The sequence below is a fragment of the Corynebacterium glyciniphilum AJ 3170 genome (assembly GCF_000626675.1).
GTDB classification, from domain to species: Bacteria; Actinomycetota; Actinomycetes; order Mycobacteriales; family Mycobacteriaceae; genus Corynebacterium; species Corynebacterium glyciniphilum.
The window spans coordinates 2,889,702-2,911,960 of sequence record NZ_CP006842.1; the positions used below are offsets into that span (position 1 = coordinate 2,889,702).

The 22,259-nt window shown below is 65.4% G+C and carries 22 protein-coding genes, 1 tRNA gene and 1 pseudogene; 14 read left to right on the forward strand and 10 right to left on the reverse strand.

Annotated features, from left to right (window positions below; genetic code table 11):
- Positions 1-31 precede the first annotated feature (31 nt).
- Positions 32-2,065 carry a glucose PTS transporter subunit IIA gene (locus tag CGLY_RS13490; protein WP_038550102.1) on the forward strand — a complete coding sequence of 678 codons (2,034 nt, stop codon included), beginning with the start codon at positions 32-34 and terminating at the stop codon, positions 2,063-2,065.
- A gap of 51 nt (positions 2,066-2,116) precedes the next feature.
- Here the strand turns inward: CGLY_RS13490 and CGLY_RS17605 are convergent, their stop codons facing one another.
- Positions 2,117-2,269 (reverse strand): hypothetical protein, encoded by a 153-nt coding sequence (locus tag CGLY_RS17605; RefSeq protein ID WP_158407399.1) that lies wholly within the window; start codon positions 2,267-2,269, stop codon positions 2,117-2,119.
- Between the two features lie 39 nt (positions 2,270-2,308).
- On the opposite strand from CGLY_RS17605, the gene CGLY_RS13495 reads away from it, so the two are divergent.
- Entirely contained in the window at positions 2,309-2,701 is a 393-nt protein-coding gene (locus tag CGLY_RS13495; protein WP_038550103.1) for a hypothetical protein, read from the forward strand.
- A 267-nt stretch (positions 2,702-2,968) separates the two neighbouring features.
- Here the strand turns inward: CGLY_RS13495 and CGLY_RS13500 are convergent, their stop codons facing one another.
- Together CGLY_RS13500 and CGLY_RS13510 are read right to left on the reverse strand one after the other, a co-directional pair.
- Positions 2,969-3,352, reverse strand: coding sequence for a hypothetical protein (locus tag CGLY_RS13500; RefSeq protein ID WP_038550105.1), 384 nt, complete (start codon positions 3,350-3,352; stop codon positions 2,969-2,971).
- Between the two features lie 225 nt (positions 3,353-3,577).
- A tRNA-Thr gene (locus CGLY_RS13510) sits at positions 3,578-3,650 on the reverse strand.
- 164 nt (positions 3,651-3,814) lie between these two features.
- Between CGLY_RS13510 and thrE the strand changes: the two genes are divergently transcribed.
- The 5 genes from thrE to otsB all read left to right on the forward strand — a co-directional run bounded on the left by thrE (position 3,815) and on the right by otsB (position 9,043).
- The gene (gene thrE, locus CGLY_RS13515) at positions 3,815-5,428 is read left to right on the forward strand and encodes a threonine/serine exporter ThrE (RefSeq protein ID WP_320406890.1); all 1,614 of its coding nucleotides are present in this window, start codon (positions 3,815-3,817) and stop codon (positions 5,426-5,428) included.
- 41 nt (positions 5,429-5,469) lie between these two features.
- Positions 5,470-5,823 (forward strand): hypothetical protein, encoded by a 354-nt coding sequence (locus CGLY_RS13520; protein ID WP_038550109.1) that lies wholly within the window; start codon positions 5,470-5,472, stop codon positions 5,821-5,823.
- Between the two features lie 131 nt (positions 5,824-5,954).
- Positions 5,955-7,514, forward strand: a complete 1,560-nt coding sequence (locus tag CGLY_RS13525; protein ID WP_038553117.1) for an alpha,alpha-trehalose-phosphate synthase (UDP-forming) — start codon at positions 5,955-5,957, stop codon at positions 7,512-7,514.
- Positions 7,511-8,062 carry a hypothetical protein gene (locus tag CGLY_RS13530; RefSeq protein WP_038550111.1) on the forward strand — a complete coding sequence of 184 codons (552 nt, stop codon included), beginning with the start codon at positions 7,511-7,513 and terminating at the stop codon, positions 8,060-8,062. Before CGLY_RS13525 ends, CGLY_RS13530 begins: the two co-directional genes overlap by 4 nt.
- 24 nt (positions 8,063-8,086) lie before the next feature.
- Positions 8,087-9,043, forward strand: a complete 957-nt coding sequence (gene otsB, locus CGLY_RS13535) for a trehalose-phosphatase (protein WP_081803938.1) — start codon at positions 8,087-8,089, stop codon at positions 9,041-9,043.
- Here otsB and CGLY_RS13540 read toward each other — a convergent pair.
- Positions 8,985-10,139, reverse strand: a complete 1,155-nt coding sequence (locus CGLY_RS13540; RefSeq protein ID WP_227590280.1) for a LacI family DNA-binding transcriptional regulator — start codon at positions 10,137-10,139, stop codon at positions 8,985-8,987. The two genes, otsB and CGLY_RS13540, sit on opposite strands and share 59 nt — an antisense overlap.
- A gap of 85 nt (positions 10,140-10,224) precedes the next feature.
- On the opposite strand from CGLY_RS13540, the gene CGLY_RS13545 reads away from it, so the two are divergent.
- The 3 genes from CGLY_RS13545 to CGLY_RS13555 are packed head-to-tail and all read left to right on the forward strand — an operon-like array spanning position 10,225 to position 12,824.
- Positions 10,225-11,238 carry a metal ABC transporter solute-binding protein, Zn/Mn family gene (locus CGLY_RS13545; protein WP_038550113.1) on the forward strand — a complete coding sequence of 338 codons (1,014 nt, stop codon included), beginning with the start codon at positions 10,225-10,227 and terminating at the stop codon, positions 11,236-11,238.
- Entirely contained in the window at positions 11,239-11,943 is a 705-nt protein-coding gene (locus CGLY_RS13550) for a metal ABC transporter ATP-binding protein (RefSeq protein WP_038550115.1), read from the forward strand. It abuts the gene before it with no gap.
- A gap of 44 nt (positions 11,944-11,987) precedes the next feature.
- Positions 11,988-12,824 carry a metal ABC transporter permease gene (locus CGLY_RS13555; protein WP_265101973.1) on the forward strand — a complete coding sequence of 279 codons (837 nt, stop codon included), beginning with the start codon at positions 11,988-11,990 and terminating at the stop codon, positions 12,822-12,824.
- Here the strand turns inward: CGLY_RS13555 and CGLY_RS13560 are convergent.
- Positions 12,803-13,327 (reverse strand): hypothetical protein, encoded by a 525-nt coding sequence (locus tag CGLY_RS13560; protein ID WP_144313695.1) that lies wholly within the window; start codon positions 13,325-13,327, stop codon positions 12,803-12,805. The genes CGLY_RS13555 and CGLY_RS13560 overlap by 22 nt on opposite strands.
- Before the next feature lie 149 nt (positions 13,328-13,476).
- Entirely contained in the window at positions 13,477-14,427 is a 951-nt protein-coding gene (gene rlmB, locus CGLY_RS13565; RefSeq protein ID WP_038550120.1) for a 23S rRNA (guanosine(2251)-2'-O)-methyltransferase RlmB, read from the reverse strand.
- Positions 14,428-14,503: 76 nt separating this feature from the next.
- Between rlmB and CGLY_RS13570 the strand changes: the two genes are divergently transcribed.
- Positions 14,504-15,928, forward strand: coding sequence for an MFS transporter (locus CGLY_RS13570; protein ID WP_227590281.1), 1,425 nt, complete (start codon positions 14,504-14,506; stop codon positions 15,926-15,928).
- A gap of 593 nt (positions 15,929-16,521) precedes the next feature.
- Positions 16,522-16,746 (forward strand): annotated as a pseudogene (locus CGLY_RS18120) (hypothetical protein); the annotation flags it as partial.
- Here the strand turns inward: CGLY_RS18120 and cysS are convergent.
- On the reverse strand, positions 16,706-18,124 hold the full coding sequence (cysS, locus tag CGLY_RS13580; protein ID WP_174411423.1) for a cysteine--tRNA ligase: 1,419 nt from the start codon (positions 18,122-18,124) through the stop codon (positions 16,706-16,708). The pseudogene CGLY_RS18120 and the gene cysS sit on opposite strands and share 41 nt — an antisense overlap.
- Positions 18,125-18,152: 28 nt before the next feature.
- On the opposite strand from cysS, the gene CGLY_RS13585 reads away from it, so the two are divergent.
- The gene (locus CGLY_RS13585; RefSeq protein ID WP_038550127.1) at positions 18,153-19,028 is read left to right on the forward strand and encodes a fumarylacetoacetate hydrolase family protein; all 876 of its coding nucleotides are present in this window, start codon (positions 18,153-18,155) and stop codon (positions 19,026-19,028) included.
- Positions 19,029-19,110: 82 nt separating this feature from the next.
- Positions 19,111-19,659, forward strand: a complete 549-nt coding sequence (locus CGLY_RS13590) for a hypothetical protein (RefSeq protein ID WP_038550128.1) — start codon at positions 19,111-19,113, stop codon at positions 19,657-19,659.
- A gap of 18 nt (positions 19,660-19,677) precedes the next feature.
- Here the strand turns inward: CGLY_RS13590 and CGLY_RS13595 are convergent, their stop codons facing one another.
- The 3 genes from CGLY_RS13595 to CGLY_RS13605 all read right to left on the reverse strand — a co-directional run bounded on the left by CGLY_RS13595 (position 19,678) and on the right by CGLY_RS13605 (position 22,258).
- A complete protein-coding gene (locus CGLY_RS13595; RefSeq protein WP_038550130.1) occupies positions 19,678-20,352 on the reverse strand; it encodes a response regulator in 675 nt (224 codons plus the stop codon).
- Positions 20,349-21,695 carry a sensor histidine kinase gene (locus tag CGLY_RS13600; RefSeq protein ID WP_052540227.1) on the reverse strand — a complete coding sequence of 449 codons (1,347 nt, stop codon included), beginning with the start codon at positions 21,693-21,695 and terminating at the stop codon, positions 20,349-20,351. Before CGLY_RS13600 ends, CGLY_RS13595 begins: the two co-directional genes overlap by 4 nt.
- Positions 21,696-21,784: 89 nt before the next feature.
- A complete protein-coding gene (locus tag CGLY_RS13605) occupies positions 21,785-22,258 on the reverse strand; it encodes a Sec-independent protein translocase family protein (RefSeq protein WP_038550132.1) in 474 nt (157 codons plus the stop codon).
- Position 22,259 lies beyond the last annotated feature (1 nt).

The window sequence follows — 22,259 nt, forward strand, 5'->3', positions numbered from 1 at the left end:
GACGCCGGCCACCACCGTTGAGGAGCATGACATGGAATATGAACAGGTGATGACCCCCATCCCGGGTACGGTCATCAGGATGACGGATGTCCCGGACCCGGTCTTCGCCAGAGAGGCGATGGGTGGTGGCTTCGGCATCACCGACACGGCGGGCGGCGATGTCTGCGCCCCCGTCAGCGGAAAAGTGATCATGGTGGCCAAGACGGGCCATGCTGTGGGGATCACGACGGACGCCGGTCTCCAGTACCTGGTGCACCTGGGCCTGGACACCGTTGAGCTGGAGGGCCGTCCCTTCACCGTCGACGTCGCCAAGGGCGACCGGGTCGAGGCCGGGCAGAAGATCGCGACGATGGATGTCGACGAGATTGTGTCGGCGGGAAAGTCCACCACGACCGTGGTGGTCGTGACCAACTCGAAGAAGTTGGTCGACCACGTCGACGTTACCGTCGGGGACGCCGCACTCGGCGACACCGTGGCCGAGGTGTACCTGACAGCGTCGCAACCGTCGGAAGTGACGGCGGCGGAGGAAACTGCGGAGCCAGCAGAGGCGGCTGATACAGAGGCAGCACCGTCGCCGCAGCGTCCTGCCGACCTCACCGGTTTCGACGCCACCGCCTGGGACATCATCAACGGTATCGGCGGCGCGGAGAACGTCCGTAGCGTCACGCACTGCATCACCAGGGTGCGTTTTTACCTGAAGGACGGCAACCTCGCCGATGATGAAGCCGTCGCCGATCTGGACGGTGTCATCGACGTGGTCCGCGCCGGTGGGCAGTACCAGGTGGTGATCGGTGCCGACGTCGAGGACGTCTACGAGGCGGTCAGCGACCAGCTCGGCACCGAGGGCGACGACACCGCAGCCAGTGATGCACCAGAGAAGGAACGCCCCACCACCGTGCTGGGCTGGGCGAAGTACGGGTTCTCCGAGCTGATCGGCGTGATCACCGGTTCCATGATTCCGGTGATCGGACTGCTGGCCGCCTCCGGCATCATCAAGGGGATCCTGTCACTGCTGCTGACATTCGACGTCATCGTCGAAGAATCCAACACGTACCAGATCATCAACGCGATGAGCGACGCGGTGTTCTTCTTCCTGCCGATCTTCGTCGGTTTCACCGCGGCCAAACGCCTGGGGGCGGACCCGATCATCGTGTCGATCATCGGCGGCGTGCTGTGCTACCCGAGCCTGGTGGAGATGTCGGAGACCGAGGGCGACAGCGCGCTGCTGGGCATGTCGCTGAACTCCGACTTCTTCGGCATCCCCTTCCATGTCGCCGGCTACTCCTACTCCATCTTCCCGATCATCGTGGCCGCATGGCTGGCCTCGGTGATCGAACCGTGGCTGAAACGGGTTATCCCGAACACGGTGCGCATGATCTTCGTGCCGCTGTTCGAGGTCGTCATCGTGTCGCTGGCCATCCTTCTGATTCTGGGCCCTGTGGTGATGTTCATCTCCACCGGTATCGCCAATGCGATCCAGGGACTGTACGACCTCTCCCCCACGGCTTCCGGCATGGTCATCGGCGCGCTCTACCAGTCGCTGGTGATCTTCGGTCTCCACTGGGCGGTGATCCCGCTGGTCGCGCAGGATATCGCGGCGAACGGCAACTCCTACCTCAACGCCATCATCTCCGCGACGATGGTCGCCCAGGGTGGCGCAGTGCTGGCGGTGTTCATCAAGACGAAGATCGAGAAGATCAAGACACTGTCGGGCCCGGCGGCGATCTCCGCGTTCTGCGGCATCACCGAGCCGGCGATGTACGGCGTGAACCTGAAGTATGGACGCGTGTTCATCATGGCGTCGATCGGTGGTGCGGTCGGCGGTCTGCTCACCGGGATGTTCAACGTGAACATGTGGGGCTTCACCGGCGCGTTGATCGGCTTCACGTCTTTCGTGAATCCGGCGGACGGCGTGGACAGCAGCTTCTGGGGTTATCTCATCGCCTCTGCGGCTGGCCTGTCCGTTGCCTTCGTGCTGACCTGGTTCTTCGGGTTCAAGGACTCCGACGTAGACAAGGGCCGCGAGGTGAAGAAGGTCCGGCTGGGCCGACGCGAACCGAACTGACGGTTCTGCGGGGACGGTGGACTGACGGACCCGCCGCTTGTGGCTGGGTTCTTACTGGCCTGCCTCAACACCGAACTCCGCACCAGACGTCGTCAGGAAGATGATCGCGCAGTCCGCCGTCCGTTTGAGCGATATCTCAGGGAGCACCACAGCGGATTCTTCGTCTATCACTGGTTGACGGGGACGCGACGGCTGTTTCGCCACAGTACCGGATCGTATTTAGCACAGTGGTTGGAGTGAAGTATGAAGGAAAATATCGCCAAAGCCCTGATCCTCGCTATCGAGTTCGTCGTCGCTGTTGTGTTTGTCGTTCTGACCAGCCGCAGAGAAGGCTCAATTACCACCGACGACGTAGCTTACTGGCTGAACATGGGAGCGTTCTGGTCAGTGTGCGCCTTCCTTGTCTCACTGGCTCTTATCCTCATCCCGAGGCAATTCCTGTGGATCGATGCGATCGTCGTTGTCATCATGCTCGCCCTCTCGGTGTGGGGGCAGATCCCTGACTCCGGGCCGAACTTCGGGAAAGGCTTCGCGTGGACGCTGGCCCCTGGGATACTCATCGGGTCGGCAATCACGTTGATCTACAAGGTTGGTTCGCTGGTGTTGTCACGCTCCCCGCGCCGGAACACCGCGTAGCTGATACCCAGCATCGCAGCGACACCCACCGCCGTCACAGCAACGGCCAACAACATAATGGCGAGAACCTGCCCATCGACCAGGCGCGCAACCGCCACGCCGCCGGTCGCCACAATCAGGCCCGCCAAGGATGCATTCACTCGTGCGAACTTTGCGCGGCGGGGGCGGGGGTCGGGGCCGTCGATGCCGGTGGCAAGAAACTTGCGACACGTCGTCCTGTTTTCGACGGAACGGACCGCACCCCTGTCGCCCCTCGAGCGAGGGGTATCAGCGGCGCGATAAATCGCGCTGTACCTCGTCAATACGAATAGGAAGCAGAAAATGCGCAACTCCAATGACCAGGATCGAGATCCGTACGAAGTCAGATGGCCAAACCACAGCGGCGATCGAAACGAAGCCATAGAAAAGGTTCGTTCGTACGACCCCGACAAATGTTGCGGGAGCGTTGATCGCCGTATGCAACGCCATGACCAGACAGACGACGTAGAGAGCACCATAGGCATACGGGTACCAGTTGTGCTGGAGGAAGCTGTCCCAACCACCCTGCGACTGAATCGTGGCAGATGCACCGATCGCCAGTCCTGAAAAGAGCAAATCGACGACCGGCCGGTAGCCCCTCTGGCTACTGCCACCAAACGTGCGAAGCATCATGCTTTCGACGGTACAGAACGCGCCCGAACCAAAACTCGAGTGGAGGAGCGGACTGAAAACCTACAGGTGGACCTGTGACATCAGCGTCACCGAGATCAGTGCACTCCTGGTGTACGTGGCCAAGGAGCGCGCCATTTATCGGGCGGCTAGCGGCAGCTGTGCACAGCAGACGCTGTAATCCCGGAGATTAACTCTCCGGAATCGCAGCATTCCCCCTGCTCACAGAGCTGGAGACGAGACTTGAACTCGCAACCTACGGTTTACAAGACCGTTGCGCTACCGATTGCGCCACTCCAGCGGAAACCGACGGTGCGTCAACACCGCCCACGGTGTCGCCACCGGGTTTCAGCCGACGACTCTATCAGCAGCGCAGCCCCCTGATCGAATCAGGATCATCTACCGTAGAGTGTGGCCGGAAAGAACGGCAGACAGCACCAGGCTGGTGAGAGGACGGGGAGTCGAGTGAGCGGTGAGAACAGCGGTGATGACCGTGGTGAAAGCAAGCGCCTCACATCGCTGAGGAACAAGGTGTCCGCGATGCTGTTCAGCGGCAACAGGTCAACCATTGACACCATCCGTACCGCACCACCACCGTCGCCGTTGGCCCCTGTCGATTTGACCGACACCGCCCAGGTCCACCTGGTGATGGACACCGCCGCACGCATCGGAGATCTCCTTCTGTCCGCCGGAACTGGCAACACGGACGCCAAGGCTCAGGTGAAGGCGGTGACCTCGGCGTACGGCCTCTACGGCTGCCACGTCGACATCACCCTGAACACGATCACCATCTACTCGCCGTCCACGGATTCGACGACCCCGATCAGCACGTTCCGGGTGGTGCACGCCCTCAACAGCGACTTCTCCCGCCTCACCGAAGTCGACCGCCTCATCCGGTCCATCGTCAACGGCGCCACCGAACTCGAACTCACCCGCAAGATTCTCACCGACATCGAGACCAGTCCCCCGCCCTACCGCATCCGGTGGGCGACGCTGGCCTGGGGCGGGTTCGCCGGCGCGGTGGCGCTGATGCTCGGCGGCGAGCCGCTCGTCGCCCTCATCGCCACGATCACGTCGATCATCATCATGGCCACGAACGTGTGGTTGGCGTCGAAGTCTCTGCCACTGTTCTTCCAGAATCTCACCGGCGGCATCATCGCCACGATCCCCGCCGCGCTGACCTTCAGCTTCGCCCGGGCGCTGGATCACTATCTATCGCCGTCACTGGTGATCGCCTCCTGTATCGTCGCCATGCTCGCCGGGCTGACCCTGGTCCAGGCACTTCAGGACGGTGTCACCGGTGCACCGGTCACGTCCTCGGCACGGTTCTTCGAGACGGTGCTGATGACCGGCGGCATCATCTCCGGCATCGCGATGGGACTGATGCTCACCAGCCGGTTGGGGATCACTCTGCCACCGATCGACACGTCCAGTACCCAGGGGACCTTCGGTGGTGCAGCCGTGCAGATCCTCGGTGGCGTCGGTGCCGCGATGTTCTTCGCGATCGCGTCGTTCTGTGAACGTCGGGCATTGGTAGTCGCCACGTTCACCGCGCTGGTGGCCTACTCGTTGTACCGGTTCCTGCAGGTCCAGCTCGGCACCGGCGACGTGACCGCCGCCGGCATCACCGCCACCTTCGTCGGCCTCGCCGGTGGTCTGCTGTCCCGCCGCTACCTCATCCCACCGCAGATCACCGCGATCGTGGGCATCACTCCTCTCCTGCCCGGTCTGGCCCTGTACCGGGGCATGTACTCGATGCTGACCGACCAGTTCGTCGTCGGTATCTCGAATCTCGGTATCGCGTTGGCTACTGCCACTGCCCTGGCGGCCGGGGTGGTCCTCGGTGAGTGGGTCGCACGCCGGCTGCGCCGCCCCCGGATCCTGTACCGGTACAACGACCTGCGACGTCCTCCGGCGCGTCGGTCGCGTGGACGCCGCCCCGGCGGGTCTGTCACACCACCGATGCACTGGAGTGTCCTCCGCCAACGACGTGGTGGCACCCCGTGGCTCCCTGATCCCCGTCGCTCCCACCAGAGGCAGCGGGACCGGGAAAGTGCGCAGGACGGTTCGGGGAGTTAGACTGAAGTCTTACGCCGTATCGTCTTGTAAGGGAGCAATCAGTGCCGCCGAAGGTCAGCGACAACCACACCACCAGCGCAGAATCCCTGCACACCGTGGAGGAGGAGACCGCGAAGGCCGCGCAGCGGATCGTCGCCACCTACGCCGATGATTTCCTCGACGCCGCCACTCTGATGTGCATGCTCGGCGTCGAGCCGGAAGGTCTCATCCACCGCAAGGTCGCTGCGGACGCCGCCGCAGAGGAAGAGGCGAAGAACCCCAAGTCCGCAAAGAAGACCACGAAGAAGGCGACCAAGAAGACCGCCAAGAAGGCACCCGCGAAGAAGACCGCGGCCAAGAAGACCACGGCGAACAGCACGAAGTCTGCAGCCGCGAAGAAGACCACCGGCGAGTAGTCTGGCGACCATACACCCGAGAACACCGACCCTCGAGCACCCTAAGGGGAGACGACGCCGTGACTGCCGGAGATGACCGAACCTACGACGCTGACGGAGAGTCGTCGCCCGGGACCGTTCCCACGAGCGACATGGTCGTGGTCGCCAACCGGTTGCCCGTCGACCGGTCCGTCGCCAAGGACGGCACGGTGACCTGGTCGCCGAGCCCCGGCGGGCTGGTCACCGCGTTGCGTCCTGTACTGGAAAGCAGCCAGGGCAGCTGGGTCGGCTGGCCGGGTGCCACCGCGGACGCTCCGGAGGAGGAGGTGCACGTCTCCGATCTTCCGGAGATGGACGGCGGTGTCACGCTGGTACCGGTCAACATCACGACCTCGGAGTTCCAGACCTACTACGAGGGTTTCTCCAACGACACCCTGTGGCCGCTCTACCATGACCTGATCGTCCACCCGGAGTTCCACCGGTCGTGGTGGCGTGCCTACCGGACCGTCAACGAGCGTTTCGCCCGGGCCGCTGCCGAAGCCGCCGCCCCTGGTGCCACGGTCTGGGTGCAGGACTACCAGCTTCATCTGGTGCCGGGCATGCTGCGCGAGTTGCGGCCCGACCTGAAGATCGGGTTCTTCCTGCACATCCCCTTCCCCGCCCCGGAGCTGTTCCGTCAGCTTCCATGGCGGTGGGATGTTCTGCAGGGCACGTTGGGGGCGGATCTCATCGGGCTGCACACCCCCGACTCGGCGTGGAACTTCCTCTACACTCTGCGTGCGCTCGGCGGGGACGTGACTTTCGCCAAGGTCGGCGAGGGCGATGCCTGCGGGGCGGACGGCGAAGGGACGTTCAACGACGACGGTGCCGCGGGCACCGATGAGTCCGGTGTGTCCTACATCCGTGGTGCCCGGCTGCCGCGTCGGGACGCTGTGGCCGGCACGGTGCGCACCGAGGACGGCCGCGAGGTCAAGGTCGGTGTGTTCCCGATCTCCATCGACACCGAGGGCGTCCAGGCGAAGGCCACGGCCCCGGAGACGGTCTCCGCCGCAAGTGCCCTGCGCCGTCGGGTGGGATCGCCGAAGATCCTCCTCGCCGGTGTGGACCGTCTGGATTACACCAAGGGCATCCACCAGCGTCTCAAGGCTCTGGAGCAGCTGCTCAGCCAGGGACTGTTGAACCCGGACGAAGTCTGTCTCATCCAGGTCGCCACCCCGTCGCGGGAACGTCTCGACTCCTACGCCCGGACACGCGAAGACGTGGAGCGCACGGTGTCACGCATCAACGGCGCCTACGGCAGCCTGGGGCACACGGTGGTGCACTACTCGCACGCGAGTATGCCCTTCGCCCAACTGGTCTCCCTGTACGCCGCGGCGGATGTGATGCTGGTGACGGCACTGAAGGACGGGATGAACCTGGTCGCCAAGGAGTATGTGGCCAGCCATTCCGACGGGTCCGGGGCGCTGGTGCTCAGTGAGTTCACCGGTGCAGCGACACAGCTGCCCAACGCCTACCTGTGCAACCCCTACGACGTGGAGTCGACGGCGGCTGCGATCATGAAGGCCATCGATTCGCCGGACGACGACAAGCAGGCCCGTATGCAGGAGATGTGGGAGGAGGTCCGGTCCCACGACGTCCATGGGTGGGCCCGGCGTTTCCTCGCCGTGCTGGACCCTGAGGTGATCGACAACTCAGGCACGGTGGACGAGTGAACCAGCGCCTGTCACGCGCGGTGCTGCGGACGGCCCTCGGGGGAATCGTCCTGACCGGTAGCGTCCTGCTCGCCTCCTGCGGATCAGACATTCCCGGCGAGTTGGCCGACGTCCGCTGGCAGGTCGGCCGCATCGAGGACGCCGACCTCGCGGACTCCGGCACCGCCGTCGCATCCTCCCTGTCCCAGACCGATCAGGCCCGTACCTGGCTCGCCCTGGGTGGCAGCACGGTCACCGGGGCTGCGGGCTGCATGTCGCTGAGCGGCGATGTCGAGTGGCTCGACAACGACCGGGTCCGCTTCCCTGGGTTCAGCGCCCGCGACATCAGTGGTGAGTCCGGCACGGAATGCCTGCCGAACGACTCTTCACTGGCAGACCGTCTCGTGGCCGTCCTGGGAGAAAGCAGCGACGACACCGAGGATGACGGAGAAGCCCCCACGTTGCGGTGGAGTACTCCCACCGAGGACGAACTCCGGTTGACCCGCACCGATGATGATCCCTCGAACTGGCAGACCGGACGCTTCGTCGAGTTCCTCGCGACGCCGTGACGTGACGCCGCTACGCTGGACGGCATGACCGACGACCGCGTCTCCGCCGCTCCCCTGCCCACCGTCTCCACCGACGACATCCAGTACCTCGCCGAGGTCCCGCACCTGCTCGTCGCCCTCGACTTCGACGGCACCCTCGCCGGGTTCTCCACCGACCCACTGTCGGTACGCATGGTTCCTGGTGCGCGTGACGCCATCGACCGTCTCACCACCTGCTCCGGTACCACGGTGATGCTACTGTCCGGGCGTAACCTCGAGATCCTCGAACCCGTCGCTGAGGCCACCGCCGTCAGTTCCCCCTCTCCCGGCGACATCCTGTTAGTCGGGAGCCACGGCGCCGAGCCAGCCGATGCCACCAGTTCCGGTCTCGACGACGAGCAGCGTGCCTTACTCGCCACGCTGAGCGGGATGGCCGACGAGTTCGCCGGTCGGGATTCCGGTATGTGGGTGGAGCGCAAACCGTTTGCGGTGGGTCTGCATATCCGCGGGGCATCTGACCGACGGACCGGCCTGACCGCCTACGAAGAGTTCCGTCTCGCGGCCCAGAAGCTGGACGGGGTCACCGTGACCCCGGGCAAGGACATCGTTGAGGTGTCCGTGTCGCCGGTGACCAAGGGCAGCTACCTCGAGGCGTTCATCGACCGGACGCAGCCGGACGCTGTCGTCTTCGCCGGCGATGACGTCACAGATGAAACTGCCCTACGTGTCCTCGATCAGCAGGGCCTGACGTCGTCAGAGGATGCGGGGTTCCCGGGCCGTCCCGACGTAGGCATCCGGGTGGGCGATGGCGCCACCGCCGCCCACCGTCGACTGAGCGGCCCCGAGGCGGTGGCCGAGACGCTCGCGCGTCTCGCTGAAGCCAGGTTGCTGCGCCAGGGTGACCGCGACGGCGGAGTCGTCGACGCTGCGTCGGTCGCCGCCCTCAGCGAGTTGCGGGAGGACCGACAGTCCGCCCCGGGAGGAAACGCGTCGGGAGAATAATCCGCGACTCCGGCTCCGCCCATTCGGTCGCAGGCTCCCGTCTGGTGGCTTCAGTGTTCCGACCGATGAGCGCCGCGAGGACATTCCCACTGGTGAAACCCTTCTCACGGTTCGGTTGCTCCACGGTGGCGAGGCCGCGGAAGCGAGCGCGTGCGATCCCGTCGAAGCCGACCACGGACAGGTCCCCGGGCACGTCGACGCCCGTATCGTCGGCGTAGTCGAGGACACCGAGTGCCTGGCTGTCGGTGGTGCAGATCACCGCCGTGAGATCGGGATGAGTCTCCAACAACTCGGCGGCCGCACTGCGGGCGGTGTCCGGATTGTTGATGTGGCGTTCGATGACCGGGACCTCATCCCGGTCGATTCCTGCGTCGTCGAGTACTGCCAGTGCCCCGAGCACGCGGCCTTTCTGGACGTGCATCTGTGCCTTGTCCAGCCGCTCCGCGCTGACCGGCCCGTTGTTGGGACGTCGGTCGAGACGGATGCACAGGATGCCGACGCGGCGGTGACCGGCGTCCACCAGGGCCTGCGCGGCCGGACGGATCGCCTCCCGGTCGTCGATGCCGACGAAGTTGACGCCGTGATCGCCGGCCGGTTGGTCGCAGATCACGGTGGGGACGTTACGGCTGGTCACCGAGGTGAGGAAGGGATCATCCGCGGCCACCGAATAGACGATGAAACCGTCCACGACCGCTTGGTTCACCAGGGATGCCGGGCGGTCCTCCTCCGCGGTCTCCGCCCCCGCCGGGATGAGCAGCATCGAGGTGTCCATACCCACGCAGGCCTCGGAGACCCCCGACATGAACTCCAGTGATGCCTGGTCCTCGAAGGCGTAGGTCATGTCGTCGGTGAGCAGCACACCGATGGCACCTGCACGACGAGTCCGCAGGGAGCGTGCCGTCGGATCAGGCCCGGAGTACCCCATCCGCTCGGCGGTGCGCATGATGCGTTCGCGCAGTTCGACAGAGAGCTGCTCCGGACGGTTGTACGCGTTGGAGACCGTTGTCCTGGAGACACCCAGTTCCGCGGCGATGGAGGCCAGGGTGCCCCTCCGGCCCTGTCTGCCTTGCCGACCCTGGTTACTGGAGCGATTCACGACGACCATGGTAGTCGACAGTTCCGACCGTGACTGACGTAACCCTAATTGGCAAGCGTTACCAACAAGGACTACTGTCGTCTCCATGTCACGACGTCGATCCGCCTCCCGCACCGCTGCTGCCCTGTCCCTGGCAGGAGCCACCGCCCTGACCTTCGGCCTCACCGCCTGCGCAGGCGGTGCAGACAGTGCGTCCGCCGACAACGGCGGCATCCGTATCGTCGCGTCCACCTCCACCTGGGGTGACATCGCCCAGCAGGTCATCGACGATGCTGACGCTGACGACATCACTGTGGACACCATCCTCTCAGGCACCGACGACGACCCCCACGAGTACGAAGCCACGGCACAGGACATCTCCACCATCCGGGACGCCGACATCGTCGTCGGCAACGGGGCCGGCTACGACAACTGGCTCACCGACAACGCCGGGGACGACGCCGAGGTCATCACCGCCGCCCCTGTCACTGAGGGACACGATCACAGTGACCACGGTGCTGACAGCGACCATGCCCAGGACACCGACCATGCTGACCATGCTGACCATGCTGACCATGCTGACCATGCTGACCACGATCACGGCAGCGGTATCCTCGAAGGCGACGACAACCCGCATGTCTGGTTCGACATGGACCGTGTCACCGAGTTCGCCGACAGTCTCGCCGCCCACCTCAACAGCCTCGACGACCACTTCCCCTCCGAAGCCACCGGTGTCCATGAGATGACCGACGGGTTCCGCCAGCGGGTCGCCGACCTTCCCCACTCCCACGTCGTGCTCACCGAACCCGTGGCAGGTCTCCTGCTCCGCGGCTCCGAGGTCCACGACGTCACACCGGAAGGATTCGCCCGGGCCGTCCTGAACGAAGGCGAGCCGTCCGTGGCCGACCTCTCGGCGACCCGCGATCTGATCACCGACGGCGAAGCGGACGCATTGATCACCAACACCCAGTCCGAGAGCCAGGCGTCCCGCCAGCTCACGGACGCCGCCGAGGACAAGGACGTGTCGGTCGTCAACGTCACCGAAACCCCGGACAATGACGAGGACTTCGCCGACTACGTTGACGGCGTGATCACCGATCTCGAGGATGCGCTCGGCTAGATGTCCCTCCTGACCTTCACCGGCGCCAGCGTCGACCCCCTGTGGCACGATCTCACTTTGAGTGTCGAACCCGGGGAGTTCCTCACCGTCCTCGGCCCCAACGGGGTGGGAAAGTCCACCCTGCTCAACGCCGTCCTGGGGACGCGTTCACTTACCTCCGGCAGCGTCAGCGCACCTCACCGCATCGGCTTCATCCCCCAGCAACGCATGTTCGATACTGACCTGCCGATCCGGGTCCGTGACCTTGTGGGACTGTCCATCGAACACGGGACGATGTCACGGCGACGTCCCCGCCGCTCCACCATCGACGCGGCACTCGCCGAGGTCGGCGCGTCAGGTCTGGCGGACCGTCGGGTGGGTACGCTGTCCGGTGGCCAACAACAGCTCGTCAGGCAGGCCCAGGCCATGGCCACCGACCCTGAACTCCTGCTCTGTGACGAGCCGTTGCTCAGTCTCGACCTGTCCGCTCAACGGGCGGCGGTCGAGCTACTCGACCGGCGTCGGCGGGAACAGGACACCGCTGTCATCTTCGTCACCCACAGCATCAACCCTGTCCTTGCGGTGACCGACCGGGTACTCTACCTCGGCCCGGACGACCACGTCACCGGTGCCGTGGACGAGGTCATGACCGGCCCGGTGCTGTCCCGGCTCTACGGCACGGACGTGGACGTCGCCGAAGTCAACGGGCGGATGGTGGTCGTGTGAGCACCTGGGACCTGCTGCAGGTCGACTTCGTCCAGAACGCCCTGATGGCCTCGCTGCTCCTCGGTCTCGTCTCCGGGGCACTCGCGCCGTTGATCGTGATGCGCAAGATGAGTTTCGCCGCCCACGCCACCGGAGAGCTGGCCCTGATGGGTGCAGCAGCCGCACTGTTGTTCGGGATCAGCGTGACCACGGGCGCAGTTCTCGGCGCTGTGCTGGCGGCCGTCGTGCTCGCCCTGCTGGGATTGAAGGAACAGGACGCCACCGTCGGTGTCGTCCTCGCCTTCGGCATGGGTCTGTCTGTTCTGTTCATCTACCTGTACCCGGGCCGGACATCAGAGGCCTACGCTCTGCTCACCGGCCAAATCGTGGGCGTCTCCGGCGCATCACTGGGCATCCTGGCGCTGATGGCGGCCCTGGTCGTCGGAGCCGTCGCCGTGCTGTGGCGTCCTCTGTTGTTCGCCACCGTCGACCCGGTCATGGCGGCAGCGTCGGGCGTGCCGGTGAAACTGCTGGCCGCCGCGTTCGCTGTGCTCATCGGTATCGTCGCTTCCCAGGGTGTCCAGATCGTCGGGGCCCTGCTGTTGCTCGCCCTGTTGATCACCCCGGGCGCCGCCGCCGTGCGAGTGACCTCGAATCCGCTGCTGGCAGTCACGCTGTCCGCACTGTTCGCGATCACCTCCGCCGCCGGCGGACTGATACTCTCCCTGGAACCGGGACTGCCGGTCAGCCCCTTCGTCACCTCGATCAGCTTCGCCATCTACCTGGTGTGCCGCGCCATCGGCTGGGCCCGTGGCCGCCGGGTGCAGCGCGATGAATCACGCCAGCGGCGCAGCCAGCACGAGCTCCCCGCAGACCCGCATCACTCACAGAGCGTGAGTTGATCCCGTAGCGCCGGAGGGACACCATCCTGCTCCAGGCGTCCGGCGTCGTAGCAGGGGTAGCCGGTACCTGGGGTCGTGTCGTCCGGCAGGTACTCCACCCACATGTCACCTGTCCAGACGAGGTTCCGGAGGTGGTCGGTCTGCCACTGCCCGGCGCGCATCCAGGCGCCGTCGCAGTAGATGAGCACGTCGAGTGCCTCCATACCCTCCGTGCGGTGCAGAGACTCGAGGCTGCAGGGCTCTGGCACAGGGTCGGGTTCGGGGTCGGGGACAGCGGAGTGGTCCGGGACCGTCGTCTCGGTGACGGTGGACGTCACGGTGACTGTGGCGGTCGTGGTGCCGTCCACCGCAGAGTACGTCCCCTCTCCCCCGTCCCCCGAGCAGGCCACGATCCCCAGGCAGAGCGTAGCCACGGTTGCTGACGCGGACGCCGACCGGACTATCCGGCGTGTGCGTCCCTGTACCTGTGCGGTCGTATGTCGTGTCGTGGATGTGGTCGACATGGCGCCCCTCCTCCGGGCTCGTACCTGTCCCATCGTCGACCCCACGCCCCACGTCACACATACATATACCCGCATGACAGCCTGAGCCCTCAGGTCACCATCCGCCCCCGATTCCGACCTGAGTCCTCAACCTTCCCCTCCGGGGAGCGTCACCCCACGCGACGCTGGCGAGCGAACTCGCTGAGCACCACACCCGCCGCAACAGAGGCATTGAGGGACTCGACCCGCCCTGCCATCGGGATCGACAGGATGTCGTCGCAGGTCTCGCCCACCAGACGTGAGAGCCCCTTCCCCTCGGACCCCACCACGACGACCACCGGGGTGGTCCCGTCATAGGTGTCGAGAGTGTGCTGGCCACCGGCGTCCAGCCCCACAACCTGGTATCCGGACTGCTGGAACTGCTTCAGAGAGCGCACCAGATTCGTCGCCCGGGCGACCGGCAGCCGTGCTGCCGTGCCAGCGGAGGTCCGCCATGCCACAGCGGTCACCGAGGCCGACCGACGCTCCGGGATGACCACGCCGTGCCCGCCGAATGCCGCGACCGAACGAATCACCGCACCCAGGTTGCGTGGATCGGTGATGTTGTCCAGCACCACGATCATCCCCGGCCGACCCGAGGTCTGCACCGCATCGATCAGGTCCTCGACCTCGGCGTACTTGTACGGCGGCACCTGCAGGCCGATCCCCTGGTGCATGCCGTTACCCGTCATCCGGTCCAGTTCGTCCCGACTGACCTCGAGCACGGCGATACCGCGTTCGGCGCAGGTGTGGACCGCTTCCGAGAGCCGGTCGTCATTGCCGGTGCCGACCGCGACATACAGCGCGGTGGCCGGGGCGTCTGCCCGCAGGCATTCGATCACCGGGTTCCGTCCCACAACGAGTTCTGGCTGGTTGTCGGTGTCCTTCGGATTCTGGCGACCGGAGTCGCGACGCTCCTTGGTCTTCTTCGCCTTGTACTTCGCGTGGTAGACGCGGTCCTCGGCCTTCGGTGTCGGCCCCTTGCCGGCGAGTCCCCTGCGCCGGGTGCCACCGGATCCCTTGTCCGAGCCTTTGCGCGCTGTCTTCCGTACCGCGCCACGGCGCTTGTCGTTTCCTGCCATGCGGACCACCCTACCCTCTACACCCCTGATTCCCCCTGTTCACAACCACCGTGCGGCACGGTATCCTCTGCTGGTTATGACGCCTCAGGAATCGTCCTCTCCCCTGCACGACGGCATGTCTGTCGGCAGTTCCCTGACCCGGACCGAACGGCTCGACCGCCTGCCCGTGACCCGACGGCACGTGAAACTGCTGGGTGGTTCCGGCATCGGTTGGGCGTTGGACGCGATGGACGTCGGCCTCATCGGCTTCATCATGGCCGCACTTACGACCCACTGGGGGCTCACCCACACCGAGACCTCGTGGCTGGCCTCCGCAGGGTTCATCGGCATGGCCCTGGGCGCCACGTTCGGCGGTCTGCTGGCGGACCGTTTCGGACGGAGGAACGTCTTCGCCGCCACCCTTCTGGTGTACGGCTTGGCGACCGGGGCGTCCGCCCTGGCCGGCGGACTCGCCGTGCTGATCGCCCTGCGTTTCCTCGTCGGACTGGGACTCGGGGCGGAGCTTCCGGTGGCGTCCACGCTGATCTCCGAGTTCGCGCCGCGTAAGGTCCGGGGGCGCATGGTGGTGATCCTCGAGGCGTTCTGGGCCGTGGGCTGGCTGGCGGCCGCGGTGATCGGCGCGTTCATCATCCCGCTGAACGACAACGGGTGGCGCTGGGCACTGGCCCTGGGCATGGTGCCCGCCTTCTACACCCTCTACGTCCGGATGAAGCTGCCAGAGTCCGTCCGTTTCCTGGAGGCCAAGGGCCGCCACTCCGAGGCGGAGGGCATCGTCACAAGTTTCGAGGCGTCGGAGCCGACGCGCCTGCGGTTCCAGGGCGAACCACATTCCTCTGACGCCTCCCGAGTCCTCGACGAAACGCAGCAGGACGCAGCGATTGTCGGCGGGAGCTCAGGGTCAACCGGCTCAGCATCGGGTATCTGGTCGCCGACACTGCGACGCCGCACCACCGCACTCTGGACGGTCTGGTTCTGCATCAACCTGAGCTACTACGGCGCCTTCACCTGGATCCCGTCCATCCTTGTCGATCAGGGTTACACGCTGGTGAAGTCCTTCACGTTCACCCTGATCATCACGCTGGCCCAGTTGCCGGGTTATGCGGTGGCCGCGTTCCTCATCGAGAGGTGGGGGCGTCGGAGCACGCTGGCCACCTTCCTCGCCGGGTCGGCGGTGGCCGCCGCGCTCTACGGTTTCGCCGGTGTGGAGTGGCAGATCATTGCCGCCGGATGCCTGCTGTCCTTCTTCAACCTCGGGGCGTGGGGCGCGCTGTACGCCATCGGCCCGGAGCTCTACCCGACGACAATGCGTGCCCGAGGCACGGGAGCGGCGACCGGGTTCGGACGGATCGCGTCGATCCTTGCGCCGCTGATCGTGCCGCCTCTGCTGGTGTTCGGCGGTCTGCCGGTACTGTTCACCCTGTTCGGAACAGCCTTCGCCGTCGCAGCGGTGGCCGCGTTGGCGCTTCCTGAGCTGAAGGGGACCCGCCTGACGGAGCGGTAGGCTGGCAGCCGTCCTGACCGTTCATCAGCCCCCGGAAGTGATACGTATCTTCGGCTACCTGCCTGAACCGTATGATGACCTTGATACGGAGGTCTACGGGAACCGCCAACTCCAGCGGACGAAGTCCCGGACATACAAGATCGCGGTCTGGAGCGCGATCGTCGGCGGACATGATTTCTTCCTCGGCCGCTATGCCAGAGGAACGGGAAAACCTTCTGTCTCTTCGCCGCCTTGTTGTGTTTCTCGCTTCCGTACAACAATGGATTGGCCGTCGTACTGACATCCGGGGCCGTCGCCGGGCACTTCTTATCGGTCCGGTCCATCGCCCACATGAGTGAAGACGCCCCGGTGTTTCAGTCGGTAACACCGGCCTCCGTTCTCAACGTCATCTATTTCCTGTTCGTTAGTCCCTTCTGGGGTGTCGACTACTGGTCCTCTAAAGAGAACCGAAAGAAGCAGCGACGAGGACTTTTCCGCTAGAAGAACCGTGCCTGACGCTCCGGGAGGCACCACGCCCTTTGCTTGCACCGTCGCCAGGGGCCGGTGGCTGAGCTCCGACCGTCCGCAACGTTCCCGACGACGTCCACCTCGCACTTCGCGTGCAATCCAAGGCTCACGGTCGCACCGCAGAATCGACCGAACTTCCGCGATCGTCCTCGATACCAATGACGTCTCCGAGGCGATCCGCCCACGGTTATTCAGTCGCGACGCGGAACATCAGGGACTTCGAGACCACCGGGGTGAACCTCGTCGATACCTGGGCCGCAACGCGGCCCCCTACCCCAGCGACCAGGTCGCTCCGTCAGGGGTGTCGGTAACGACGACCCCGGCTTGCTTCAGCCGGTCACGCACATCATCGGCGGTGGCGAAGTCCTTCTCCGCACGGGCCGCAGCACGACGGTCCAATTCGGCACGCACCAGGACGTCCAACGCCGGCGTCGCGCCGTCTGCCGCTCCCGAACCGACACCCAGCCCGCGCCCCTGCGCAGACGGCCCTGACCATGTCGCAGACATCGGGTCAACACCGAGCACGCCAGCCATCGCCCGCACGGCACCGGCAATCTCCGTCAACCGTTCCCGGTCACCGGACTCCAGGGCCTTGTTGCCCTCCCGCACCGCATCATGGATGACGGCCAGCGACTGCGGGACGGACAGGTCGTCGTCCAACGCCTCCTCGAACGACGGCAGCCAGGAACCTGTCTCCACCTCACCGAGGATCTCCACAGCTCGTGCCAGGAACTTCTCGATCCGGCGGAAGCCTGCGGCCGCCTCCTGCAACGCAGACTCCGAGTACTCCAGCATGGAGCGGTAGTGCGCCGAGCCCAGGTAATAGCGCAGCTCGATCGGACGGACCTGGGTGAGGATATTCGGCACGGAGAGCACATTGCCCAGGGACTTGGACATCTTCTCGCCCGACATCGTCACCCAGCCGTTGTGCAGCCACAGGCGGGCGAAACCGTCTCCGGCGGCATGCGCCTGGGCCGCCTCGTTCTCATGGTGCGGGAACTGCAGGTCCATACCACCGGCATGAATGTCGAACTCCGCACCGAGGTACTTGCGCGACATCGCCGAGCACTCGATGTGCCAACCGGGACGCCCGTAGCCCCACGGTGTGTCCCACCCCGGCTCACCCGGTTTCGCCGACTTCCACATGGCGAAGTCACGCGGATCTTCCTTGCCGGGGGCAGCATCCTCACCCTGGTCCAGTTCGTCGAGCTTCTGGTGCGAGAGGAACCCGTACTCCGGGACCCGCGCAGTGCGGCAGTACACCGAACCGTCCTCCGTGGCGTAGGCGAGGTCGGCGTCGATGATGCGCTGGATGTAGGCGATCATCTCCGGGACGTGGCCGGTGGCACGTGGTTCGACAGATGGGGGCGTCACTCCGAGCAGGTCATAGGCTCGGGAAAACTCCCGCTCGTGGGTGGCAGCCCATTCCCACCAGGGCCGGCCATGCTCGGCGGACTTGGTGAGGATCTTGTCGTCGATGTCTGTAACATTGCGCACGAAAGCAACATCCAGCCCCTTGGCCTCGAGCCAGTTGCGCAGGATGTCGAACGCCACCCCGGAACGCACATGGCCGATGTGCGGAATGGACTGCACGGTCGCACCACACAGGTAGACCGATGCGTGTCCTTCCTGCAACGGAACGAAGTCCTGGAGTTCACGGGTCGCGGTGTCGAAGAATCGCAGAGTCACAATTGACAGTCTAGACGGGAGAGACCCCATGAAACTTGCGACGGTCCGTATCGACGGCTCGCGGTGCACGATCCAGGTCGACAGCGTCGATGACGCACCGGACGGGGGCTCTGTCACCGGGCGCATCGTGGACCGCCGCGAGCTCGGTGCTCTGCTCACCGCCAATCCCACCGGCATCCGGGGCGCGGTGGAATCCGGCCTGCGACGGGACGGCGACGAGGTCACCGTTCCCCTGACGGACCTGCTCCCGGTCATCCCGTCCCCGTCGAAGATCTTCTGCGTCGGTTTGAATTACCGGGAGCACATCGAGGAGATGGGGCACCCGATCCCGGACCACCCGACCCTGTTCGTGAAGTACCCGTCCGCACTGACTGCCCCTTACGCCGAGGTGACGGTACCGGCGGGGATGACCGACAAAGCGGATTACGAGGGTGAACTCGCGGTGGTCATCGGCTCCCGGCTGGCGGGTGCCCGCGGTGGTGCGACTGCCGAGGAGGCACGGGCGGCGATCGGCGGCTACGCGGTGATGAACGACTTCTCCCAGCGCGACTGGCAGTACCGTACCCAACAGTGGCTGCAGGGGAAGAACCTCGACCGGTCGTCCGCCTTTGGCCCGTGGCTGACGGTGGCGGACGACTACGACCCCGTGACTGAGGGTGCCGTTCTCCGCACCTGGGTCAACGGTGACCTCCGGCAGGAACACTCCACGTCCGATCTGGTGTTCCCCCCGGTTGATCTGGTGCGGTACATCTCGAACTTCGCCACCCTGGAGCCCGGCGACGTGATCGTCACGGGAACTCCGGAGGGTGTCGGTGCAGGTTCAGGCCGTTTCCTCACCGACGGAGACGTCGTCCGCATCGAGGTCGACGGGCTGGGTGCGGTGGAATCCACCATCCGGATGTAAACGCTCTGCCCCCTCCCGGGACGGCACTTTGATAGGGTCAGCTCAGTACGCTTATCCTGCCCTACGCACCCCGGAGTTCCTCATGACCCTTCGCACCACCCGCCCGACGCGACGCGCAGCCGCCCTCGCAGCAACCGCTGTCCTCGCCCTGGGCCTCACCGCCTGCTCCAGCGATTCGGATGATTCTGCGGATTCAACAGACTCGGCAGACTCGACGACCACGGCGGCTGACTCCGCTTCCGAGGGCGCAGTGTCCGACGGTTCGCTCTCGGTGGACAAGGCCGACGGTCTCACCGCCGGCGACACCGTCAAGGTCACTCTGGACGGGGTGGACACCGAACAGAACTACTACGTCGCAGTCGCCACCACCGACGGTGAGAGCAGCGACCCGTCGACCTACGCCGGTGAGATGAGCGACTGGGCGCGCATCGTCCCCGAGGGTGAGGAGGGCGGCACCGCCACCTTCGACGCCGACGGTAATGCCGAGTTCGATTTGACGGTCCAGGCCACCAACGAGGACGGCACCGTGGACTGCACCACCGACTCGTGCTCGCTGAAGCTGGTCACCGACCATGCCTCGACTCCCCCGTTCTCGGACGTCGCAGCCATCCCGGTCACCTTCGAAAACTAACCCGGACACGCTCCGGAGTCACTCGCCGGGGACCAACAACCCGCCCTCGTAGGCGAGGATCACCAGCTGAGCACGGTCATGTGCCTGGATCTTGGTCATGATCCTGTTGACGTGGGTTTTCGCCGTGTGCGGTGAGATGAAGAACGTTTCTGCGATCTGTTGGTTCGACAGGCCGCGCCCCACCAGTTGAAGGACCTCGCGCTCCCTGTCGGTGAGCAGCGCCAGGCTCCGTGCGGCCTGGTCCGAGACGGCGGGACGTGGCTCAGGTGACCGCACATAGCGGGCAATCAGGCTACGGGTCGCCGTCGGCGACAAGAGGGCATCGCCGTCCGCGACGGCGTGGACGGCCCGGATGATTTCCTCCGGCTCGGCCCCCTTGCCGATGAATCCACTGGCCCCGGCGCGCAGGGCTGCGACCACGTATTCGTCCTCCTCGAATGTCGTCAGGATCAGTACTCTGCTGTCGGCGTTCGCAGGGTCGGAACAGATGCGTTCGGTCGCCTCGATGCCGTCGAGACGGGGCATGCGGATGTCCATGAGTACGACGTCGGGGTGCGCGGATGCGGTCATCTCGACGGCATCCAATCCATCCGTGGCGGCACCGACGACCTCTGTGTCCGCCGCGCTGGAGAGAATGTCCACCACCGCTTGGCGGATGAGGACCTGGTCGTCGACGACGAGCACGGTGGTCACGGATAGTCCTCCCGGTTCCTGGTGTGACTGGCGAGTGGCAGTTCAGCGGTGAGCGTGAATGTCCCGCCCGATTCTACGGTGGAGATCGTCCCGCCCACGGCGGCCACACGCTCCCGCAGGCCGGTGAGCCCCAGATGTCCCTGCGGCGCGTCGGGTTGGTTGCGCCCGGTGTCCGAGACCGGGTTGCGCACCTGTACTGTCACCGCGGCTCCTGCCCCGCCCCGGACGGCGATGTCCAGACACGCTGACCCTCCCGAGCCGTGCTTGTGCGCGTTGGTGAGCCCCTCCTGAACCACCCGGTACACCACCCGCCCGGTGGTCTCGTCGATCGACGAGAGGTCTCCGTCCGACGTCCGGTCGACGGCAAGACCAGCCTCGACGACGGATCGCACCAGGGAGTCAAGGTCAGCGAGCCCGGGTTGCGGCAACTGCACGGATGCACCGTCGACACCTGTCCCGACGTTGTCGTCGGCGCGCAGGTACCGCAGCAACACCCCTATGTCCCCGAGCACCTCACGCGCCGCACCGCGGATGGTGGCGAGGGATTCCCTGGCCTTGTCGGGTCGCGCGTCCAGTGAGCTGGACGCCACACCGGCATTGAGACTGATCACCGAGATACGGTGGGCGACAGTGTCGTGCAGGTCCTGGGCGATGCGGAGCCTCTCCTCGGCGACACGCCTGCTGGCTTCAGCCTCCCGGGTCTGCTCAGCGCGTTCGGCACGTTCGGTCGCAGCCCGGGTGTACTCACGCCGGGACCGTGCGCTGTCCCCGAGTGCCGTGGCGACGGCAATGCCTGCCGCGACCTGAAACACCTGGGGATCCAATGCCATGCGGTCATCGGTGAACAAGCTCAGCACCGCTACTCCCGCCGCACCGACGGCGCCGAACGTCAGCGCGGTCCGTCTCGACGCCGTATTTGCCGCGGCAAACACGGCCACGACCGCGCCGATACCCGGTGCCAGAACGGGAAATCCGAGGACGGCGGTGGCGAGGTACACCACCAGGCAGACGACGAACACGGCCACGGACCACCGCCGACGTAGCGGCATCAGCGCCGCGGTCATCACCGCCAGCAGGGGGACGAGAAGCATGGCATGTTCGTCGGGGAATCCAGGGCCTGACCCCGGGCCCGGACCCGGGCCGAGTGGCAGCCCCAGGCCAGAACCAGGGGCTCCTCCAGGCGTCGGTACGACAATGGACACGAGAATGAGGGCCATGATCGCCAGGTCGCCCGCCCACACCGGCAGCCACGCCGGCCGTTCGCGTGGATGGTCGGAGGCCGGACGAGCCGAGTGTGTCAGACCTGTCGGGTCCGTCGGGTCTGTGGGGACGGGCTGACTCATTCGACCATTCTCCTTCAACCTTGTCATTCGGTGTCCCTGCTGTTCCTGCTATTCCTACTGGTCCACCGAAGTAGATCACACTGCACGACTCACACCGTGGGTGTGGACGACTCATATGGCTCATGTGGCTCATGTGGCGCAGGGGGATCGACGATTCGTCGGCGGATCGGGTGTCCTGAGGTGCCGCCGACAGTAACCCACCGGTGACGGACCTCCTGGGTAGACACAGGGGCCGCCTCTCCGGATTCTTCTGTCACGGAGGTGTCTTCATCATCGGTGGACGCGTCCGGGGAAGCTGCAGCGCTGTCCGTGGCCAACGCGTCCCGCACGATCCGGCGCGGATCGTAGCGCTGCAACTGCTGGTTCCAGATCGTCGGGTCCATGGCATCAGCGGAGAATCCGAGTTCCTGCTCCGCCCGGGCACGGGTCGATTCGGTAAAACGACGGAAGTTTGTGACGAAGGTCGCCAGCTTCTCCGCATAAAGCGGCAGCCGCTGCGGGCCGAGGATCACTGCGGCAAGGAATCCGATGACGATAAGCTTCTCAATGGTCAGTCCGAACATG

Coding starts and splice junctions, on each gene's coding strand:
- CGLY_RS13490 (WP_038550102.1), top strand. CDS start 32: ATGGAATATGAACAGGTGATGACCCCCATCCCGGGTACGGTCATCAGG.
- CGLY_RS13495 (WP_038550103.1), top strand. CDS start 2,309: ATGAAGGAAAATATCGCCAAAGCCCTGATCCTCGCTATCGAGTTCGTC.
- CGLY_RS13500 (WP_038550105.1), bottom strand. CDS start 3,352: ATGATGCTTCGCACGTTTGGTGGCAGTAGCCAGAGGGGCTACCGGCCG.
- CGLY_RS13525 (WP_038553117.1), top strand. CDS start 5,955: ATGGTCGTGGTCGCCAACCGGTTGCCCGTCGACCGGTCCGTCGCCAAG.
- otsB (WP_081803938.1), top strand. CDS start 8,087: ATGACCGACGACCGCGTCTCCGCCGCTCCCCTGCCCACCGTCTCCACC.
- CGLY_RS13545 (WP_038550113.1), top strand. CDS start 10,225: ATGTCACGACGTCGATCCGCCTCCCGCACCGCTGCTGCCCTGTCCCTG.
- CGLY_RS13550 (WP_038550115.1), top strand. CDS start 11,239: ATGTCCCTCCTGACCTTCACCGGCGCCAGCGTCGACCCCCTGTGGCAC.
- CGLY_RS13555 (WP_265101973.1), top strand. CDS start 11,988: ATGGCCTCGCTGCTCCTCGGTCTCGTCTCCGGGGCACTCGCGCCGTTG.
- CGLY_RS13560 (WP_144313695.1), bottom strand. CDS start 13,327: ATGTCGACCACATCCACGACACGACATACGACCGCACAGGTACAGGGA.
- rlmB (WP_038550120.1), bottom strand. CDS start 14,427: ATGGCAGGAAACGACAAGCGCCGTGGCGCGGTACGGAAGACAGCGCGC.
- CGLY_RS13570 (WP_227590281.1), top strand. CDS start 14,504: ATGACGCCTCAGGAATCGTCCTCTCCCCTGCACGACGGCATGTCTGTC.
- CGLY_RS13585 (WP_038550127.1), top strand. CDS start 18,153: ATGAAACTTGCGACGGTCCGTATCGACGGCTCGCGGTGCACGATCCAG.
- CGLY_RS13590 (WP_038550128.1), top strand. CDS start 19,111: ATGACCCTTCGCACCACCCGCCCGACGCGACGCGCAGCCGCCCTCGCA.
- CGLY_RS13600 (WP_052540227.1), bottom strand. CDS start 21,695: ATGAGTCAGCCCGTCCCCACAGACCCGACGGACCCGACAGGTCTGACA.
- CGLY_RS13605 (WP_038550132.1), bottom strand. CDS start 22,258: ATGTTCGGACTGACCATTGAGAAGCTTATCGTCATCGGATTCCTTGCC.